The sequence below is a fragment of the Caballeronia zhejiangensis genome (assembly GCF_000698575.1).
GTDB classification, from domain to species: Bacteria; Pseudomonadota; Gammaproteobacteria; order Burkholderiales; family Burkholderiaceae; genus Caballeronia; species Caballeronia zhejiangensis.
The window spans coordinates 69,476-89,375 of record NZ_JFHD01000016.1 but is presented as its reverse complement, the minus strand read 5'-3'; the positions used below and the strand labels follow the sequence as shown (position 1 = coordinate 89,375).

Annotated in this window: 13 protein-coding genes; 8 read left to right on the top strand and 5 right to left on the bottom strand. The window is 62.8% G+C overall.

The features are described 5' to 3' along the window. Window position 1 precedes the first annotated feature (1 nt). The 3 genes from BG60_RS20380 to BG60_RS20370 form a co-directional block, all read right to left on the bottom strand. Window positions 2-3,214 carry an efflux RND transporter permease subunit gene (locus BG60_RS20380; protein ID WP_008348476.1) on the bottom strand — a complete coding sequence of 1,071 codons (3,213 nt, stop codon included), beginning with the start codon at window positions 3,212-3,214 and terminating at the stop codon, window positions 2-4. A 43-nt stretch (window positions 3,215-3,257) separates the two neighbouring features. Beyond that, window positions 3,258-4,520: an efflux RND transporter periplasmic adaptor subunit gene (locus BG60_RS20375; RefSeq protein ID WP_034472572.1), complete on the bottom strand. Its 1,263-nt coding sequence runs from the start codon at window positions 4,518-4,520 to the stop codon at window positions 3,258-3,260. A 536-nt stretch (window positions 4,521-5,056) separates the two neighbouring features. Continuing rightward, a complete protein-coding gene (locus BG60_RS20370) occupies window positions 5,057-6,466 on the bottom strand; it encodes an aminotransferase-like domain-containing protein (protein WP_008348472.1) in 1,410 nt (469 codons plus the stop codon). 280 nt (window positions 6,467-6,746) lie between these two features. Here BG60_RS20370 and BG60_RS20365 point away from each other — a divergent pair, with 280 nt between their 5' ends. The 8 genes from BG60_RS20365 (at window position 6,747) to BG60_RS20330 (ending at window position 16,392) form a co-directional block, all read left to right on the top strand. After that, window positions 6,747-8,174, top strand: a complete 1,428-nt coding sequence (locus BG60_RS20365; RefSeq protein ID WP_008348471.1) for an amino acid permease — start codon at window positions 6,747-6,749, stop codon at window positions 8,172-8,174. After that, window positions 8,174-9,406, top strand: a complete 1,233-nt coding sequence (locus tag BG60_RS20360; protein ID WP_008348469.1) for an NAD(P)/FAD-dependent oxidoreductase — start codon at window positions 8,174-8,176, stop codon at window positions 9,404-9,406. Before BG60_RS20365 ends, BG60_RS20360 begins: the two co-directional genes overlap by 1 nt. An 11-nt stretch (window positions 9,407-9,417) precedes the next feature. After that, window positions 9,418-10,569 carry a branched-chain amino acid ABC transporter substrate-binding protein gene (locus BG60_RS20355; RefSeq protein ID WP_008348467.1) on the top strand — a complete coding sequence of 384 codons (1,152 nt, stop codon included), beginning with the start codon at window positions 9,418-9,420 and terminating at the stop codon, window positions 10,567-10,569. After that, window positions 10,566-11,945 (top strand): ethanolamine ammonia-lyase subunit EutB, encoded by a 1,380-nt coding sequence (locus tag BG60_RS20350; RefSeq protein WP_008348465.1) that lies wholly within the window; start codon window positions 10,566-10,568, stop codon window positions 11,943-11,945. Before BG60_RS20355 ends, BG60_RS20350 begins: the two co-directional genes overlap by 4 nt. Then, window positions 11,945-12,712, top strand: coding sequence for an ethanolamine ammonia-lyase subunit EutC (eutC, locus tag BG60_RS20345; protein WP_008348463.1), 768 nt, complete (start codon window positions 11,945-11,947; stop codon window positions 12,710-12,712). Before BG60_RS20350 ends, eutC begins: the two co-directional genes overlap by 1 nt. 127 nt (window positions 12,713-12,839) lie before the next feature. Further along, entirely contained in the window at window positions 12,840-13,145 is a 306-nt protein-coding gene (locus tag BG60_RS20340) for a DUF485 domain-containing protein (RefSeq protein ID WP_008348462.1), read from the top strand. Beyond that, complete coding sequence (locus BG60_RS20335) at window positions 13,142-14,803, top strand: cation acetate symporter (RefSeq protein ID WP_008348460.1); 1,662 nt, start codon at window positions 13,142-13,144, stop codon at window positions 14,801-14,803. Before BG60_RS20340 ends, BG60_RS20335 begins: the two co-directional genes overlap by 4 nt. A 131-nt stretch (window positions 14,804-14,934) precedes the next feature. Continuing rightward, entirely contained in the window at window positions 14,935-16,392 is a 1,458-nt protein-coding gene (locus BG60_RS20330; RefSeq protein WP_008348458.1) for an NAD-dependent succinate-semialdehyde dehydrogenase, read from the top strand. Window positions 16,393-16,405: 13 nt separating this feature from the next. Here the strand turns inward: BG60_RS20330 and BG60_RS20325 are convergent, their stop codons facing one another. Both BG60_RS20325 and BG60_RS20320 read right to left on the bottom strand, forming a co-directional pair. Further along, the gene (locus tag BG60_RS20325; RefSeq protein WP_008348456.1) at window positions 16,406-16,852 is read right to left on the bottom strand and encodes a universal stress protein; all 447 of its coding nucleotides are present in this window, start codon (window positions 16,850-16,852) and stop codon (window positions 16,406-16,408) included. Between the two features lie 245 nt (window positions 16,853-17,097). Further along, complete coding sequence (locus tag BG60_RS20320; RefSeq protein WP_033536231.1) at window positions 17,098-19,839, bottom strand: MGH1-like glycoside hydrolase domain-containing protein; 2,742 nt, start codon at window positions 19,837-19,839, stop codon at window positions 17,098-17,100. Window positions 19,840-19,900 lie beyond the last annotated feature (61 nt).

Here is a 19,900-nt window from a genome sequence, read left to right as displayed (position 1 = left end):
GTCAGTCTCCCTTGTCCGGAGCGGACGGCGACGCGTTCGGGCCGCTTCCGCCGTGCGTCTGCTTGGCATCCGGCGCGCTCGCTTCGGCGCCTTTCTTCTTCTTCGAGCGGGAGGACATCGTTTCGAGTCCCCAGAAGAACATCGGGATGAAGAACACGGCGATGACCGTCGCGCCGAGCATCCCGCCGATCACGCCCGTACCGATCGAGTGCCGGCTGTTCGCCGATGCGCCCGTCGCGATCGCGAGCGGCACGCAGCCGAGAATGAACGCGAGCGAAGTCATCACGATCGGGCGCAGGCGCTCTTCGGCGGCGGTCATCGCGGCGTCGTAGACCGACGCGCCCGCCTCGCGATTCAGCACGGCGAACTCGAAGATGAGAATCGCGTTCTTCGCGGCGAGTGCGACGAGCATCGTCAAACCGATCTGGAAGTACACGTCGTTGTTCAGGCCGCGCAAGAGGATCGCGAGCAGCGCGCCGAAGATCGCGAACGGCACCGCCATCAGCACGCCGAACGGCAGGCTCCACTTTTCGTACTGCGCGGCGAGAATCAGGAAGACCATGATGAGGCCGAATATGAACACGAGCGCCGACGAACTGCCCGACTGTTTCGCCTCGTAAGCCTCGCCGCTCCAGCCGATGCCGTAATCGCTCGGCAAGTCCTTCGCGATGTCTTCCAGCGCCGCGATCACTTGCCCCGACGCGTAGCCCGGCGCGGCGTTCGCCGTGATCTTCACCGCGGGGAAGTTGTTGAAGCGCGTGATGAGATCGGGACCGGTCACGTACTTCGTATTGACCACGGACTTGAGCGGCACCATCTCGCCGCTCTTGCTCTTCACGAAAATCTGCGTGAGATCGTCGGGCTTCAGCCGATACTGCGGCTCCGCTTGGAGAATCACCTGCCACAGGCGGCTCGATCGATTGAACTGCGACACGTACAGCGAGCCGAACATCGTCTGCATCGCGCTGTAGACGTCCTCGACGGGCACGCCGAGCGTTTCGGCCTTGTCGCGGTCGACGTTGGCGAGCAGTTGCTGCGACGACGCGTTGAACGTGCTCGTCACGCCCGTCAGTTCCGGCCGCGCTTTCGCCTTCGCGACGAAATCGTCGACGATTCCGGCGAACTGCGCGATGGTCGCGTCGCCCTTGCTCTGAATCCACATTTCGGTGCCGCCCGTCGTGCCGAGGCCCGGAATCGACGGCGGATTCAGCGGCACGACGATGCCCTCCCGAATCTGCGAGAGATGCTTGTAAGCATCGACGAGCACGGCGCGCGCGTTCTGCGTGCGGATATTCGCCGACGTATAGCGATCCTCGAAACTCTTGAAGCCGACGAAGAACGTCGACGAATTGTTCTTGTTCTGGCTGTCGAGAATGGAGAAGCCATCGACCGTCGTGATGCTGCCGACCGCCGGCTGTTTCATGAAGTATTCGGTCACGCGGTCGGACACGGCGCCGGTGCGGTCGAGCGACGCGGCATCGGGCATGATGACGGCGCCGAGCAGATAGCCCTGATCCTCGGGCGGCAGGAACGCCGTCGGAATGTCGCGCATCATCATGACGGCGAGCGCGATCATGCCGACAAAGAGCAGCAGCGCGATCGCGAAACGCTTGATGACGAGCCGCACGAGGTGCGTGTAGCCCCGCGTCATGCGCGCGAATTGATTGTCGAACCAGCGGAAAAAGCCCTTTTTCTCGTGATGTCCCGGCTTGAGCAGCAAGGAGGCGAGGGCGGGCGACAAGGTCAGCGCGACGAGGCCCGATATCACCACCGATATCGCGATCGTGATGGCGAACTGCTTGTACATCTGCCCCGTGATGCCGGAGAGGAACGCCACCGGCACGAACACCGCGCACAGCACGAGCACGATGGCGACGACCGGCCCGGCCACTTCGTCCATCGCCTTCTTCGCGGCGGTCTTCGGATCGAGCTTGTGCACCGTCATGTTGCGCTCGACGTTCTCGATCACGACGATCGCATCGTCCACGACAATGCCGATGGCAAGCACCATGCCGAACAGCGTCAACATGTTGATGGAGAAGCCGAGCGCTTCCATGCCCATGAACGTGCCGACAATCGACACCGGCACCGCGAGCACCGGAATGAGCGTCGCGCGCAGGCTTTGCAGGAACACGAACACGACGATCACGACCAGCACGACCGCTTCGAAGAACGTATGCACCACATCGGAGATGGACGCGCGCGTGAACTCCGTCGTGTCCATCGCGATTTCGTAGTCGATGCCCTGCGGGAACGTCTTCTTCATTTCCGCGAGCGACGCGCGCACCTGCTTGGACACATCGAGCGCGTTCGCGCCAGGCTGCTGATACACCGCGAGCACCGTCGCCGATTTGCCCTGAAAGCGGCTGCGGATCGAATAGTCTTTTTGTCCCAGCTCCGCGCGTCCCACGTCTTTCAGACGCACGATCGCCGCGCCGCCCGATTGCGCGCGGATGATGATGTTCTCGAACTCGGCAGGCTCGGTGAGGCGGCCCGTCGTCGTCACCGCGAAGGACTGTTCGACGGGCGCGCCAGTCGGCGATTGCCCGAGACGGCCGACCGCGAACTGCTGGTTCTGATTGGCGACGGCGCGTTGCACGTCGGCGGCGGTGATGCCGAGCTGCGCCATGCGGTCGGGCTTGAGCCAGATGCGCATCGCGTAATCGGGCGTGCCGAAGATCGCGCTCTGGTTCGCGCCCGGAATGCGCTTCAACGCGTCGAGGACGTACACGTTCGCGTAGTTCGCGATATACGTCGCGTCATAGCGCTCGTCGGGCGAATAGATGGCGATGACCATCATGAACGCCTGCGACTTCTTCTGCACCTGCACGCCCTGCGCCGTCACCGACTGCGGCAGTTGCGGCAGCGCGAGGTTCACGCGGTTCTGCACGTCGACCTGTGCGAGTTCCGGATTCGTGCCGATCTGGAAGTACGCGTTGATCGTGAGATTGCCCGTCGACGAGCTGGACGAGCTCATGTAGATCATGTTGTCCGCGCCGTTGACCTGCTGCTCGATCGGCGCGGCGACGTTGTTCGCGACCACATCCGCGCTCGCGCCCGGATAAGTCGCGGAGATCGTGATCTGCGGCGGCGTGATGTCTGGATACTGCGCGGTGGGCAGCGCGAGCATGGTCAGCGCGCCGCCCAGCGTGATGATGATCGAAATGACCGACGCGAAAATCGGACGGTCAATGCAGAAATGTGAAATGTTCATTGGCCTCTTCCGCGCGACGTGCTTGTCGTCAGATCAAATCACTTCACTTTTCGGTCCCGCCGCTTGCGTTCTTCGCGTCTCCGAGCGACGCCTCCTGCGCGCCCGATGCCGCCGCGCCGCCCGCGGCCGGTGCGGCGACGACGCGAACCTGCGTATCCGCGCCGACGCGTATCGCGCCATCGACGATGACGCGTTCGCCCGCCTTCAGGCCGTTCGTGATGAACCAGTCGTCGCCGTGCCATTCGCCGACTTCGACGACGCGCTGATGCGGCTTCGACTGTTCGTCGAGCACCCACACGAAGTGACTCTTCGCGCCCTGCAGCACGGCGCGTTGCGGCACGAGAATCGCGTTGGGTCGCACCGCGCCCGCCACGCGCGCCTTGACGAACTGTCCCGGTCGCAACGTGCCTTGCGGATTCGCGAACACCGCGCGCACGAGGAACGTGCCCGTCTCCGTGCTGAACGCCGGATTCGTGAAGTCGATGCGACCGGTTTGCGGAAAGACGGAGCCGTCGGCCTGGATGACGGTCACATCGAACTTGTTGTCGGGCGGAAAGCGCAGTTCGCCTTTCTTGATCTGCTCGCGATAGCCCAGCAGTTCGTTCTCCGAGATGCTGAAGTTCACCCACATCGGATCGAGCTGGTAGACGTAGGTGAGCAGGCCGCCCTGCGTCGGCGTCACGTAACTGCCTTCCTGGATGCGCGCGAAACTGGACAGGCCCTTGAGCGGCGAGCGGATCGTCGTGTAGCTGAGATTCAGTTCGGCGGTCTGCACTTCGCCTTTCGCGGCGATGACGGCGGCCTCGGCGCTCTTTTCGTTGCCGATGGCGTCATCGAAATCCTTCTTGCTCAATGCGTTCATCGCGGCGAGCGGTTTCACGCGCGCGAGATTCTGCTGCGTGACGAGCAGCCGCGCCTGCTGTTGCGCGAGCGAGCCTTTGGCCGTCTGCAGCGCGGCCTCGAACGGCCGTTTGTCCATGAGGAACATGACCTGGTTGGCCGAGACGAGCGCGCCTTCGGTGTACATGCGCTTTTCGAGGAAGCCGTCGACGCGCGCGCGGATTTCGACCTCGCGCGAGCTTTGCGTCTGCGCGGTGAATTCGAAGTCGACGGGCGTCGATTGCGCCGTGACAGTCACGGCGGTGACATCGACGGCGGGCTTCTGCGCTGGCGGCGCCGGCTTCTTGCACGCCGCGAGCGAGAGCGACGCGAGCGCGGCGATCGCGCCCACGCGCAGCGCGCGCATGGAGCGCGAAGGTGGAGCGAACGAGCAGCAGTCCAGTACGTGTTCCGACACGAACGCCATGGGCGCCTCCCCCGTTGGGATGGCCGATCGTTGATGAGCGAACGCGCCAACAGAGCGCCTCGCCACGACAATGCTCGCGGTGTGCGTTTAGGCGGATGCGCCCGCAAAGCGTGCGCATTTCCGGTGCGCCTGCGCCATGCGATGAAATCGCGCGGGACAGGACTTAGGGCGACGTCAGCGAGCGCGAGCCTGATGCTTGTAATGTGGCGTAGCTGCCTCCGGTTTTGACGGTCGAGTTATAGCCAGAGAGATGCTCTTGGTTCGCCACCGAGTGGCGTGACGTGCGTGACGAGTCTACTAATAGCTGAACTCGGATGAAAACGCCATAGCGTTTATCGGCATTTTGACTGAATGGTGTGGATCGGGATGCGCAGCAATTACTGAACTGGCGTGCTGAATCGGCGGGGAAGGTATGGATGGCTTAGCGAGCCGTCGGATTCATCGTGACGATAAATGCAACGCCGAACCGAAATGTCGATATCCTGACTTGGGCGCCGTGACGCCGCCGCCGTGCGCTTTCCGGCGGCGAGTCGGAATCACAAATGCCCGAACAGCGCCCGCGGCCGGTCTCTCAACGTTCCCGCCAGCATCCGCAATCCGCTGACGAGCTGATCGCGGCTTTCCGCGCACGCGAGATTCACGCGCACCCCATGCTCGATTTCCGACCGGTCGACCGCGAACGCCGACGAGGGCATCACCACGACGCCGCGCGCCTTCGCATTCGCGGCGAAATCGTCCGCGCGCCACGGCAGCGGCAGCTTCAACCACACGAACATGCACGCCGGATCCGATTGCAGGAATTCCTGCGGCAGCAGTTCGCGCGCGAGATCATGCCGCGCGCGGATTTCCGCGAGCTGCGCATTCATGATGTGCTGCGCGGTGCCGTCCTCGATCCAGACGGTCGCGATCAGCATCGACAGCGGCGCGGGCATCCACGCCGTCGTACGCACGGCCTCCGCACATAGCGCGGCGTTGTCCTGCGGGCTTAGCAGATAACCGAGCCGCAAGCCGGGCGCTAGGATCTTCGACGTCGCCGAGATGTGATACGTCAGTTCGGGGCACAGACTCGCGAGCGTCGGCAGACGCTGCGCGACGAGCGGCCCGTACACGTCGTCCTCGATGATCGCGACGCCATGCCGCCGCGCGACATCGACGAGCGCCATGCGCCGTTCCAGGCTCATCGTCGTGACCGTGGGATTCTGCAGATTCGGCACCGTGAAAATCGCCTTCGCCGGCACGCGCCTGCACACGCGCTCGACCTCGTCGATCAGCAAGCCGTCGCGGTCGCTCGGAATGCCCACGATCTCGAACTGGAAGACGGGCGCGAGCGCCTTCAGCCCGTAATACGTGAGTTGATCCGCGAGAATCACGCCGTCCGTGCCGATCAGACTGTTGAGGACCGCATACAGCCCGTGCTGCGCGCCGCTCGTCACGACGACCTGATCCGCCGTCGGCGCGAAACCCGGCGCGCTCATCCAGCGCGCACCGGCCGCGCGCGCCCATGACGGCCCCTGCGGCGGCTGATATTCCTGCAATTGCGCAAAGCGCGGATCGCGCGGCAGTTCGCCCATCGTGCGCGCGAGGCACGCGAGGAATTCCCCGGTCGCGGGCCGGTTCACCGTCAGATCGATGACCGAGCTGCCCGTGCTCGCAGGCGGCATCTCGACGCTCGGCATCGCGCCGCCCGTGACGAGCGAGCCGCGCCGCTTGCTGCCGATCACGAGGCCGCGCAGCTGCAACTCCTTGTACGCGCGCGACACCGTCGACACGTTGATGCCCAGTTCGCTCGCCAGTTGCCGTTGCGGCGGCAGACGGCTGCCCGGCGGATACATGCCGCTGCGGATTTCCTTCTCGATGGAGCTCGACACCTCGATATAGGTCGATCGCCTCGTCGTGCCGTCGGCTTCGCCGTTTGCGCTCAGCGCCTGATCCTTGTCGGAAGCCATGAATCTGTGTCTCCATACAAACATTGCTTTGTCCGCGATTTGTGCGGAAGTCTGCCGATTCTAACCCAGCGCATGGCCGACGCAGTGTCCGTATAAGGACTGAAACGCCTCTGCAAGAGCCGCTCCATCCTCCCCTCAGGGAAAATACCGGCACCACACAACCGCGCTTTTAATTGCACACAAAAAAATATTGTGTGATTCTAGGATCAGAGTTTGTCTGGTGCGTGTCTCATCCCGCGCTTCCCGATTCATCCGATCTTTGTCCGCAGGAGATTCCCCGATGTCCTTGCCTGAAACCTCGCAACCGAAGCTAGGCTCCGCGCTGCGTCAGCGGCACGTCACGATGATCGCGCTCGGCGGCATCATCGGCGCGGGGCTGTTCGTCGGCAGCAGCGCGACGCTCGCGACCGTCGGTCCGGCGGCGTGCGTGTCGTATCTCGTCGCCGGCATCGTGGTGCTGATGGTCATGCGCATGCTCGGCGAAATGGCGCTCGCCGTGCCCGGCGTCGGCTCGTTCACCGAATATGCGCGCATCGGCCTCGGCAACTGGGCCGGCTTCACGAGCGGCTGGCTGTACTGGTATTTCTGGGTGATCGTCGTCGCGGTCGAAGCGGTCGCCGGCGCGGCGATATTGCAGCGCTGGATACCCGCGCCGGTTTGGGTCATCGGCCTCGTGCTGCTGTCCGTGATGACCGTCATCAATCTGCTTTCGGTCAAGTCGTACGGCGAATTCGAGTTCTGGTTCGCGTCGATCAAAGTCGCGGCGATCATCGTGTTCCTCGCCATCGGCGCGGGCTATCTGCTCGGCTTCGGGCACGCGGGCAGCGCCGTGGCGCATCTCACCGGCAATCGCGGCTTCCTGCCGTTCGGCGCGATGTCCGTGTTCGCCGCCGTGCCGACCGTCATCTTCGCGGTCGGCGGCGCGGAAATCGCGACCATCGCCGCGGCCGAATCCGACGATCCCGCGAAAAGCGTCGCCGCGATGACGCGCTCGGTCATCCTGCGCGTCATCACGTTCTATGTCGGCTCGCTGTTCCTGATCGCGTGCATCGTGCCGTGGGGCAGCATCGTGACGGGCCACTCGCCGTTCGTCGCCGCGCTGGAGACGATGCGCATTCCCTACGCCGCCGACATCATGAACGCGATCGTGCTCGTCGCCGTGCTGTCCGCGCTGAACTCGGGCCTGTACGTGTCGTCGCGCATTCTGTTCCGTCTCGCCGAACGCGGCGATGCGCCGAAGTCGCTGCTCGAGCTCACGCCGAACAAGGTGCCGCGTCTCGCGGTGGTGCTGTCGAGCGTCGTCGGTTATGTGGCGATCGTCGCCGCGATCGTGTCGCCGCAGGGCGTGTTCCTGTTTCTCGTGAACGCATCGGGCGCGGTGATGCTGTTCGTCTATCTCGCGACGGCGCTGGCGCAAATCCGCATTCGCCGACGCATTCAACGCGAAGCGCCCGAGCGTCTCACGCTGAAGATGTGGCTCTTCCCGTGGCTGTCGTATGCCGTCGTGATCGCGATCGTCGGTGTGCTTGCGGCCATGGGCGCGGACCACGAACTGCGTCCGCAACTGATGGCGAGTCTCGCGAGCCTCGCGGCCGCATCGGCGGCGTACTTCTTCGCCGCGAAGCATCATCATCGTCATGAAGAGAGCGAATCGGCGACGGGCTTCCTGTCGCAAGACAATCGGCTCGCATGGAAGGGGCAGGACTGATGTCGAACGTGGCGATCATCGGCGCGGGGTTCATCGGCATGGCGAGCGCGGCCTGGCTTACGCGCGACGGTCACAGCGTGACGCTGTTCGATCCGTCGGGCGTGGCGCAGGGCGCGTCGTTCGGCAACGCGGGCACGTTCGCGCCATACGGATGCGTGCCGGTGAACAATCCGTCCGTATTCCGCGATATTCCGCGCTTTCTCTTCTCGAACGATAGTCCGTTCAGATTGCGCTGGCGTTATCTGCCGCAACTCGCGCCGTGGCTCGCGCGCTTTCTGATGAGCTCGCGACAAAAGAATTTCGAAGCGAGCGCGCAGGCGCTGGCCGCGTTGTTGTCGCGTGCGCAGGAAGGCTATGCACTCTTGCTCGACGACGATGCCTTGAAGCGCTTCGTCAAGCCGCGCGAATGCCTTTATCTGTATTCGAGCGCGGCTTCGTTCGACGCGTCGCGCGATTCGCTGGCATTGCGCGAGAGGCTTGGCGTCGGCTTCGATGTGCTCGACAGCGGCGCGATCCGCGAACTCGAACCGCACCTCGCGCCGATTTTCGCGCGCGGCGTGCTGTTTCGCGATAGCTGGCATTTCAGCGATCCGGCGGGCTTTCTTCAGGCCTTGCACGAGCGGCTCGCCGCGCGCGGCGCGCAACTCGAACGCAAGAAGGTCGACGCGATCGAGCCGGGCGTGCAGGACGTCGCGTTGCGCGTCGAGGGCGATGCGCGCCGCTTCGATCATGTCGTCGTCGCGACGGGCGCGCGTTCGCGCGAATTCGCGCAGCAATGTGGCGATCGCGTGCCGCTCGATACCGAGCGCGGCTACCACATCCGTTATGCGTCGGCATCGAACCTCATATCGCGGCCGTGCGGCTGGGCGGAGCGCGGCTTCTACATGACGCCGATGAGCGATGGCATTCGCGTCGCGGGCACCGTCGAACTCGCGGGTTTCATCGAGGAGCGCAATCGCGCGCTGCTCGATCTCGTCACCGTATCGTCGAAGCGCGCGTTGCCCGCGCTCGGCACGCCCGATCGCGAATGGCTGGGCTTTCGTCCGACGCTGCCGGACGGCGTGCCGGTCATCGGCGCATCGAAGGCGAGCGAGCGCGTCGTGTATGCGTTCGGGCATCAGCATCTTGGCTTGACGCTCGCGGGCGTGAGCGGACGCATCGTCGCCGATCTCATCGCGCGACGTTCGCCGCCACTCGATCTCGCGAGTTATCGCGCGTCGCGTTTTCACTGAGGAGCATGAACATGAATCGCCGTATCTTTCTTTCGGGCGTGACCGCGGGCGTGCTTGCCGCGTACATGCCGATGTCGTGGGCCGCCGATCCCGAGGTCGTGAAGATCGCGTTCGTCGGACCGTTGACCGGGCCGGTTGCGCGCGTCGGCAAGGACTTGCAGTACGGCGCGCAACTCGCGATCGACGAAGAGAACGCGAAGCATCCCATCGTCGGCGGCAAGCCCGTCAAGTTCGAACTGGAGGTGTACGACGATCAGGCCGATCCGCGCGTCGCGATTCAGGTCGCGCAGAAAGCGGTGGATAGCGGCATCGTCGGCGTGATCGGGCATTACAACTCGGGATGCAGCATTCCGGCATCGACCGTCTATCACCAGGCGAATGTCGCGATGATCACGCCCGGCTCGACGAATCCGCAACTCACGAAACAGGGCTTCAAGAACGTGTTCCGCACGATGGGCCACGATGGCGTGGGCGGCGTGGTGGCGGGGCGCTTCGTCGTCGAGCAGATGAAGCCGAAGCGCATCGGCATCATCGACGATCGCACGGCGTTCGGGCAAGGTCTCGCCGATGCCTTCGAGAAGGGCGTGAAGGAAGCCAACGGCAAGGTCGTCGCGCGCGAATACACGAACGACAAGGCCGTCGATTTCCGCGCGATTCTCACGACGATGAAGAGCCAGAACGTCGATCTGATCTTCTTCGGCGGACTCGATGAACAAGGCGCGATGCTCGTCAAGCAGATGCGCTCGCTCGGCATGACGACGCAGCTCTTCGGCGCGGGCGCACTGAAGAGCAACGCGTTCCTGCAGATCGCGGGCACATCGGGCAACGGCACGCAGGACCTCGAGCCCGGTCCCGCGCTCGACAAGCTGCCTTCCGCGCAGGAGTTCGGCAAGCGCTACAAGGCACGCTTCAATCAGGATGTCGAACTATATGCGCCATTCGCCTACGATGCTGCGCTCGCGATGATCAAGGCCATTCACGATGCGAACTCGCTCGATCGCGGCAAGATCGTGGATGCGCTCGCGAAGGTCAACGTCACTGGCGTGACCGGCAAGATTTCGTTCGATCCATATGGCGATCTCATCAAGCCTCCATACACGCTCTTTCAGGTCGAGCAAGGGCAATGGAAGAGTTTGAGGACGGTCGGCGGAAGCGGCGTATGAGCTTCAGCGAAACCGTAGGCGTTCGGACGTATCGTTTCGACGATCTCAAGACGCTATTGGCGAAAGCGAGTTCGCGACGTTCCGGCGACGAACTCGCGGGCATCGCCGCCGCGACGGAAGAAGAGCGCGCGGCGGCGAAGTTGGCGCTGTCGAGGGTGCCGTTGCGCGCGTTCATCGAAGAAGCGTTGATTCCGTACGAGGACGATGAAGTGACGCGCCTCATCATCGATGAACATTCGCGGGAGGCGTTCGCCGTCGTGTCGCATCTGACGGTCGGCGAGTTCCGCGAATGGCTGCTCGCCGATACGACCGATACCGCCGCGCTCGTCGCCGTATCGCAAGGATTGACGCCCGAGATGGTCGCGGCCGTATCGAAGCTGATGCGCAATCAGGATCTCATTCTCGCGGCGAAGAAACGTCCGGTCGTCACGCGTTTCAGGAATACCGTGGGATTGCCGGGGCACATGTCGGTGCGCCTGCAGCCGAATCATCCGACCGACGATGTGCAAGGCATCGCCGCTTCGATGATCGATGGCCTCATGTACGGCTGCGGCGACGCGATGATCGGCATCAATCCCGCATCCGACTCGCCGCAGGCCATCGGCAAATTGCTCGCGATGATGGATGCGTTCCGCGAACGCTACGACGTGCCGACGCAAACCTGCGTGCTGACACACGTGACCAACACGCTTGCGGCGATCGAACACGGCGCACAGGTCGATCTCGTGTTCCAGTCGATCGCGGGCACCCAAAAGGCGAATGCGTCGTTCGGCATCTCGCTCGCGTTGTTGCAGGAAGCGTATGAAGCGGGTTTGTCGCTGAAGCGCGGGACGGTCGGCGAGAACCTGATGTACTTCGAGACGGGACAGGGCAGCGCGTTGTCGGCGAACGCGCATCATGGCGTCGATCAGCAGACTTGCGAAGCGCGCGCCCATGCGGTCGCGCGCAAGTTCGATCCGTTTCTCGTGAATACCGTGGTCGGCTTCATCGGTCCGGAATACCTCTACGACGGCAAGCAGATCACTCGCGCCGGACTCGAAGATCATTTCTGCGCGAAGCTGCTCGGCGTGCCGATGGGTTGCGACATCTGCTACACGAATCACGCCGAAGCCGATCAGGACGACATGGACAATCTGCTCACGCTGCTCGGCGCGGCCAACGTGAACTTCATCATGGGCGTGCCCGGCGCAGACGATGTCATGCTGAACTATCAGAGCACGTCGTTTCATGACGCGCTGTATGTGCGCGACGTGCTCGGTCTGAAACGCGCGCCGGAGTTCGAAGCGTGGCTGCGCGCGATTCAGATCACGAATGCGCGCGGCATGCTTCAGACGCGCGCCGAGTGGCCCGCGCTGAACGACTGGATGAGGGCGTGATGAGCGTCAGCCGGAATCCGTGGAAAGCGCTGCGCCGTTTCACCGATGCGCGCATCGCGCTGGGACGCGCGGGCAACAGCGTGCCGACCGCGCCGCTGCTCGCGTTCAATCTCGCGCATGCGCAGGCGCGCGATGCGGTGCATCGGCCGCTCGATGTCTCGTCGTTGCTGGAAGAACTGGCCTCGAGGCGATTCGCATGTGCTTCGGTATGCAGCGCCGCATCGGCACGCGATGTTTATCTCCGTCGTCCGGATCTTGGCCGCATGCTGAGCGACGACAGCGCCGCGAGTCTCGCGACCCACGCGACGGACGCGGATGTCGTGTTCGTCATCGCCGATGGACTGTCGTCGAAAGCAGCGGCGACGCACGCGATACCGCTCATCGAAAGAACGATCGCGCGGCTCGACGGATGGCGCATCGGTCCGGTCGTCGTCGCGACTCAGGCGCGCGTCGCGCTCGGCGATTGCATCGGCGCGATATTGAGGGCGCGCATCGTCGCGGTGCTGATCGGTGAGAGGCCGGGGCTCAGTTCGCCCGCGAGCCTCGGCGTGTATGTGACTTACGATCCCGTGCAGGGCCGCAGCGATGCGGAGCGCAACTGCATATCGAACGTGCGTCCTGAAGGACTTGCTTACGACGCGGCCGCGTTCAAGCTCGCGTGGCTGCTGAACGAAGCGCGCACGCGCAAGCTGACGGGCGTGAGCCTCAAAGACGACAGCGCGACGACGCTGCCCGGGCGAACGATGGATCGCCTATCGGGTGCATAGCAATGGACGATGCTTCGCGTAAACCCCGTCGAAAGAAAACGCTTCACGTAAGAAACGGGTAAGCGGACGCTTTTACCTTAGTCTCCAGCGCATCGTAAACGAGGCATTCATGCAGGAGACGACGGAAATGGATCTGAAGATCGTAGAGAAAATAAAGTCGAGCGCCGCTTACGGCGAACTGGTGCGAAAGCGCTCGAAGCTCGGCTGGACGCTGACGGCACTCGTGCTGGTCGTCTATTACGGCTATGTGCTGCTCATCGCATTCAACAAGGATCTGCTCGCCGCGAAGATGGGCGCGGGCGTCATGACATGGGGCATGCCGATCGGCCTGTTCGTGATCGTGTTCACGGTCGTCATCACGGGGCTGTATGTGCGCCACGCCAACAGCACGTACGACGAACTCACCGACAAGATCAAGCGGGAGGCCGCATGAAGCCGCAACGCATCGTCACGGCGGGCGCGCTTTTCGCGGCGTCCGCGAGTTCATTTGCAGCAGGCGGCGATCTCGGTCAGGCGGTCAAGCAGGCGACCAACTGGACCGCGATCTGCATGTTCATCGCGTTCGTGATCGCGACGCTCTTCATCACCAAATGGGCCGCGAAGAAGACGCGTTCCGCGGCCGAGTTCTACACGGCGGGCGGCGGCATCACGGGCTTTCAAAACGGTCTTGCGATCGCGGGCGACTTCATGTCGGCGGCGTCGTTTCTCGGCATTTCGGCGGCGGTTTATAGCAATGGCTATGACGGGCTGATCTATTCGATCGGCTTTCTCGTCGGCTGGCCGATCATCACGTTCCTGATGGCGGAGCGTCTGCGCAATCTCGGCCGCTTCACATTCGCCGATGTCGCCGCGTATCGCTTCAAGCAGACGCCGATTCGCGCGTTCGCTGCATCGGGCACGCTCGTGGTCGTCGCGTTCTATCTGATCGCGCAGATGGTCGGCGCGGGACAGCTCATCAAGCTGCTGTTCGGGCTCGAATACTGGATCGCGGTCGTGATCGTCGGCGCGCTGATGATGGTGTACGTGCTCTTCGGCGGCATGACCGCGACGACGTGGGTGCAGATCATCAAGGCGTGTTTGCTGCTTGCGGGTGCTTCGTTCATGGCGTTCATGGTGCTGTGGCAATTCCACTTCAGCCCCGAGGCGCTCTTCGCGAAGGCCGTCGACGTGCACGAGAAGAAGGCGTCGATCATGGGTCCGGGCAACTTCATCAAGGATCCGATTTCGGCGATCTCGTTCGGCATCGCGCTCATGTTCGGTACGGCCGGTCTGCCGCATATCCTGATGCGTTTCTTCACCGTGCCCAACGCGAAGGAAGCGCGCAAGTCGGTGTTCTGGGCGACGACGTGGATCGGCTACTTCTACATACTCACGTTCATCATCGGCTTCGGCGCGATCGTGCTGGTGAGCACCAATCCGATGTTCAAGGATGCGGGCGGCAAGCTGCTCGGCGGCACGAACATGGCGGCGGTGCATCTCGCGAGCGCGGTCGGCGGCAACGTGTTCCTCGGCTTCATCTCGGCAGTTGCGTTTGCAACTATCCTCGCAGTGGTGGCGGGCCTGACGCTCGCGGGTGCATCGGCGGTGTCGCACGATCTCTATGCGACCGTGTTCAAGAAGGGCAAGGCGTCCAGCAAGAGCGAACTGAAGGTGTCGCGCATCACGACGATCGTGCTCGGCATCGTCGCGGTCGTGCTCGGCATCGTGTTCGAGAAGCAGAACATCGCGTTCATGGTGTCGCTCGCGTTCGCGGTCGCGGCGTCCGCCAACTTTCCGGTGCTCTTCATGTCGGTCCTGTGGCGCGGCTGCACGACGCGCGGCGCGGCAATCGGCGGCTTTCTCGGCCTGCTTTCGGCGGTCGTGATGACGGTCCTCTCCAAAGCGGTATGGGTCGATGTGTTCCACTACGCGGATGCGCCGTTCCCGTATGCATCGCCTGCGCTGTTCTCGATGGCGATCGGTTTCATCGGCATCTGGCTCTTCTCCGTAACCGATCAATCGGCGCGTGCGCGTGTCGATAAAGCAGGCTTCGAAGCGCAGACCGTGCGCTCCGAAACGGGCATCGGCGCGGTGGAGGGCGCGAGCCATTGATGTGATGTTGAGTGAGCGGCGCGCGCAGTATTCGTATACCCGGGATGCCGCGCGCGTCCGAATGGCGAGTGGAAAATGCGTTAAGCTCGATGCACCTGATTGCACGAAGCGCCAACGCATTGGAGCGAGCCATGGAACTGCAGTGCCCCAGTCTTTTCGAACAATCGGCGTATATCGGCGGCGCGTGGATCGACAATACTTCGCTGCCGCGCGTGTCTGTCATCAATCCATCCACTAAAGAAATCATCGGCTCGGTGCCGCAGGTCACGGACGAGCAGGTGACGGAGGCCATCCAGTGCGCGCACGCGGCGCTGCAGGACTGGCGCAGCTGGAGCAGTCGCGAGCGCGCGTCGGTGCTGAGAGAGTGGGCGCGCCTCGTCGAACATCATCGCGACGATCTCGCCATCATCCTCTGCCGCGAACAAGGCAAGCCGCTGCACGAAGCGCGCTCCGAAATCACGCAGGCCGCGAATTATCTCGACTGGTTCGCCGAGGAAGCGCGCCGCATTTACGGCGACAACATTCCCGCGCCGCGACGCAATCAACGCATACGTGTGCTGCATCAGCCGATTGGCGTGTGCGGCGCGATCACGTCATGGACCTTTCCTTCGTCGATGGTTGCGCGACGCGTCGGCGCTGCGCTCGCGGCGGGCTGCACGGTCATCCATCACCCCGATCCGCAGACGCCATTCTCCGCGCTCGCGCTGTGCGTGCTCGGCGAGAACGCGGGCTTGCCGCGCGGCGTGCTCTCCGTGTTGACGGGCGAGGGCGAACCGGTTCGCAGCACGCTGCTTGCGAGCCCCGACGTGAGGAAAGTATCGTTCACCGGTTCCATCGAGGAAGGCAAGCGGCTGATGACTTTATGCGCGCCTACCGTGAAGAAGATGTCGCTCGAACTGGGGGCGAACTGTCCTTTCATCGTGTTCGACGACGCGGACATCGACCTCGCCGTGAAGGGCGCGCTCGATGCGCGGTTTCGTCATTCGGGCCAGGCGGCGATGTGCGCGAACCGCTTCTTCGTGCATGAGGACGTGTACGAGACTTTCGTCGCCAAGCTCGTGTCCAAGGTCGCGTTGCTGAAGGTGAGCGACGGGCTGGACGAGGGCGCGCAGATCGGCCCGCTTATCGGCGATGCGGCGGTGACGCGCATCGAAAGTCTCGTCGACGAAGCGGTCAGGCTCGGCGCGAAGATCGCAGCGGGCGGCTCGCGCGTCGCGCCGGGATCGAACTTCTTCAGGCCGACGGTGCTGACGAACGTCGATCCGTCGATGAGCGTATGCGGCGACGAAGTGCTCGGCCCGATTGCGAGCGTGCTGCCGTTCAGGGACGAGGACGACGTCGTCACGCTCGCGAACGATACGCGCACGGGGCTCGCGGCGTACTTCTATACCGCCGATATCAGCCGCGCATTCCGCGTCATGGAAGCGCTCGAATGCGGCGTCGTCGGCGTGAATGACAGCCTCGTGTTCAACGAAGTTGCGCCCTTCGGCGGGATCAAGGAATCGGGCATGGGGCGCGAAGGGGCATCGTCGGGAGTCGAGGAGTATCTCGAAGCGAAGTATGTCTGTTTCGGGAATCTGGAGCGGTAGGACGGCGGACGCATCACTCCGGCGGCCTCACCACCAGAATCGGCAAATGACTATGTGTAAGCACTTTCTGCGTTTCACTCCCGAGCAATAGCCCGCGAATTCCGCCGTGCCCATGCGACGCCATCACGATGAGATCGCAGTGCCGCGCTTTCGCCGTATCGAGAATCGCCTCATACGGATGCGCGCCCGTCGGCGCTTCCGTATCGCAAGCGACGCCGGCCTGGGCGGCGATACTTCGCAGATTCTCGAGATATTGCCGCGCGCGGGCCTGATCTGCGGCGTGCGCCTCATCCTGACTTGCGCCGACCATCTCGGCGCTATAAACGGTCATATGAAATGGCCGCACCATATAAAGACCGGTGATGCGCGCACTGTTCTCTTTGGCGAGCGAGACCGCCATGCGGACAGCCGCTTCGGAGAGCGCGGACCCGTCAGTGGGAACCAGCAGATGGTTGAACATGATGACGTCCTCCGGTTCTCTGGGGACATGAAAGAAACACGCGAACCGACGATTCAAGTATAGGCGAGCGCCAGAATTTCCAGCGCGAAAATCAGATCCGCGAGAATGTTTTCATCGTCCGCATCCGCATGGTACAAACGTTCCGGCGGTACCCCGCGCATCAGAAAAATGTGTCATCGAAAGCGAGGGACAGGCGGCTTCTGTTTCGGCAGCTACGCATTCGAAGTCGATTGCTTCATGACGCGCTAGCGTCCCATCTCGGCGCTCGCTTCTTCATGCAGACGCACGGCCATGACGGGCGCTTCCGGCCCCACGTGCGATAACTTCATCAGACGCGGTTGCAGCAGCAGCGCAACGAGCCCGCTCCATCCAGTCTGATGCGACGCACCGACACCGCGCCCGTTGTCGCCATGAAAGTACTCGTGAAAGAGAATGAGATCCTGCGAGCGCGGATCGGCTTGCAGCATCGGATACGCGGCCATCACAGGACGCTTGCCTTCTTCGTCTTTCAAAAAGAGCATGCTGATGCGCCGTGAGAGATCGTCGGCGATTTCGTTCAGCGAATGAAACTTGCCCGATCCCGTCGGATGCTCGACGCGAAAATCATCGCCGTAGTAGCGATGAAACTCGTAAAGCGATTCGATCAACAAGTAATTGACCGGCATCCAGATCGGCCCGCGCCAGTTCGAATTGCCGCCGAATACGCGCGAATCCGATTCCGCGGGCAAGTACCGGATGCAGACGTTCACGCCATCATGATCGAACACATAAGGCTTGTCGCAATGCACGCGGGATAACGCGCGTACGCCATAGTCCGACAGGAACTCCGCTTGATCGAGCGTGCGGCGCAACAGCGCTTTCATGCGATGTCCGCGCAAGAGCGAAAGCAAAGTCGTGTTGCCTTTGCCAGGCTCGGTCCAGCGCGATACGAGCTTCGCAAGGTTCGGCCGATGATCGAGAAACCATACGAGGCGTTCACGCAGTCCGGGCAAGTCGCCGTACACGCTTTCCTCGAGCACATGAACGGCGAAGAGCGGAATCAGTCCGACGATCGATCGAATGCGCATGGGCACGCGCGCGCCGTTCGGCAGATGCAGTACGTCGTAGAAGAATTCGTCGCTGCCGTCCCATAGGCCGGTATTGCAGACTTCGCCGCAGCTCACGGCTTCCGCGATGTACAGGAAGTGCTCGAAGAACTTCACCGCGATCTCGACATACGATTCGTTCGTCATCGCGAGTTCGAGGCCGATCTGCATGAGGTCGAGCGCGTAGGATGCCATCCATGCGGTGCCGTCGGCCTGATCGATACGTCCGCCGGTCGGCAGCGGCTGCGAGCGATCGAAGATGCCGATGTTGTCGAGGCCGAGAAATCCGCCCTGAAAGATATTGCGGTCGTCGGCGTCCTTGCGGTTCACCCACCACGCGAAGTTGAGCAGCAGCTTGTGGAACATGACCTCGAGGAACGCGTGATCGCCGATGCCGGTCATCTCGCGATCGAGCTCGAACACGCGCCATGTCGCCCATGCGTGAACGGGTGGGTTCGCATCGCCGAATGCCCATTCATAAGCGGGCAATTGCCCGTTCGGATGCATGTAGCGTTCTTTCACGAGCAACAGCAATTGCTTCTTCGCGAAGTCGGGATCGATCGTCGCGAACGCGACCGCATGGAACGCAAGGTCCCACGATGCGTACCACGGATACTCCCACTTGTCCGGCATCGATACGATGTCGCCGTTGCACATGTGCCGCCAGTCAGCATTGCGGCCATGCCGCCGTTCTTTCGGCGGCGTGGGCTGGCCCGGATCGCCGTCGTGCCAGCGCGTGACGTCGAACTGATAATACTGCTTCGTCCATAGCATGCCGGCGAGCGCCTGGCGTTGCACGAGACGCGCGTCGGCATCGTCGATATCGTGTTGCAGCGTCGCATAGAACTCGTCGGCTTCCGCTTCGCGACGCGCGAAAAGCTGGGCCAGGTCGAGCGGCGGATCGTTCGAAACCGATGCCGGACGCCAGCGCAAGTACATCACGGAACTTTCATGCGGTGAGAGTTGCAGATGCACATGCGCGGCGCAACGCGTGCCGCGATCGCGGCGTATCGCCTGTTCGTCGCCTTCGACGAGATAGTCGTTGAAGCCATCCTTGAACGGCCCCGCGCCTTCGATGCCGTATATGCGACGAACGTTCGTCTCGTTCTCGCAGAAAATCCATTCGACCGGCGCTTGCGCAGAAGCCGTGACATCCATCTCGCCATGCGACGGATTGTGCGCGATGACGCGGGCACCTTCGCGCGCATCGTGTTCGAGCTTCAGCGACGGCTTGCCCCATTTGCTCGACCACGCCCACCGGTTGCGCGCCCAGAATTGCGGCAAGAGATGAAGCGTCGCGGCTTCGTCCGCGCGATTCTCGACGGTCACGCGCATCACGATGTCATCGGGCGCGTGCTTCGCGTATTCGACATAGACATCGAAGTAACGGTCGCAATCGAATACGCCCGTGTCGGGCAGTTCGTATTCGGGCTGATCGGGACCGCGCCGTTTGTTCTCGTCGATGAGTTGCTGATACGGATACGCATCGTGCGGATACTTGTACAGCATCTTCATGTACGAATGCGTCGGCGTGCCGTCGAGATAGAAGTACAGTTCCTTTACGTCTTCGCCGTGATTGCCTTGCTCGTTCGTGAGACCGAAAAGCCGCTCCTTGATGATCGGATCGCGGCCGTTCCACAACGCGAGCGACACGCACCAGTCGAGCGGGTCGTTGCCGAATCCCGCGATACCGTCCTCGCCCCATCGATACATGCGGCTGCGCGCATGGTCGTGCGGAAAGTAGTCCCACGCCGTGCCGTATTCGCTGTAATCCTCGCGAACGGTGCCCCATTGACGCTCGCTCAGATACGGGCCCCAGCGGCGCCACCGGTCGAGCCCGGCGCCATGCAGACGGGAGCCTTCCTTCGTTTGCAGCAGATGGATTGCGCGTAGCGGTGGCATGCGACCTCCGTTGCGGTTGCTCATCCAGCACGTTCGATGCGCGGTTTTCCGATGATAAGCG

Excerpts from the sequence above, each read along its gene's own strand:
- BG60_RS20380 (WP_008348476.1), bottom strand. The coding sequence starts at position 3,214 with ATGAACATTTCACATTTCTGCATTGACCGTCCGATTTTCGCGTCGGTC.
- BG60_RS20375 (WP_034472572.1), bottom strand. The coding sequence starts at position 4,520 with ATGGCGTTCGTGTCGGAACACGTACTGGACTGCTGCTCGTTCGCTCCA.
- BG60_RS20370 (WP_008348472.1), bottom strand. The coding sequence starts at position 6,466 with ATGGCTTCCGACAAGGATCAGGCGCTGAGCGCAAACGGCGAAGCCGAC.
- BG60_RS20365 (WP_008348471.1), top strand. The coding sequence starts at position 6,747 with ATGTCCTTGCCTGAAACCTCGCAACCGAAGCTAGGCTCCGCGCTGCGT.
- BG60_RS20360 (WP_008348469.1), top strand. The coding sequence starts at position 8,174 with ATGTCGAACGTGGCGATCATCGGCGCGGGGTTCATCGGCATGGCGAGC.
- BG60_RS20355 (WP_008348467.1), top strand. The coding sequence starts at position 9,418 with ATGAATCGCCGTATCTTTCTTTCGGGCGTGACCGCGGGCGTGCTTGCC.
- BG60_RS20350 (WP_008348465.1), top strand. The coding sequence starts at position 10,566 with ATGAGCTTCAGCGAAACCGTAGGCGTTCGGACGTATCGTTTCGACGAT.
- eutC (WP_008348463.1), top strand. The coding sequence starts at position 11,945 with ATGAGCGTCAGCCGGAATCCGTGGAAAGCGCTGCGCCGTTTCACCGAT.
- BG60_RS20340 (WP_008348462.1), top strand. The coding sequence starts at position 12,840 with ATGGATCTGAAGATCGTAGAGAAAATAAAGTCGAGCGCCGCTTACGGC.
- BG60_RS20335 (WP_008348460.1), top strand. The coding sequence starts at position 13,142 with ATGAAGCCGCAACGCATCGTCACGGCGGGCGCGCTTTTCGCGGCGTCC.
- BG60_RS20330 (WP_008348458.1), top strand. The coding sequence starts at position 14,935 with ATGGAACTGCAGTGCCCCAGTCTTTTCGAACAATCGGCGTATATCGGC.
- BG60_RS20325 (WP_008348456.1), bottom strand. The coding sequence starts at position 16,852 with ATGTTCAACCATCTGCTGGTTCCCACTGACGGGTCCGCGCTCTCCGAA.
- BG60_RS20320 (WP_033536231.1), bottom strand. The coding sequence starts at position 19,839 with ATGCCACCGCTACGCGCAATCCATCTGCTGCAAACGAAGGAAGGCTCC.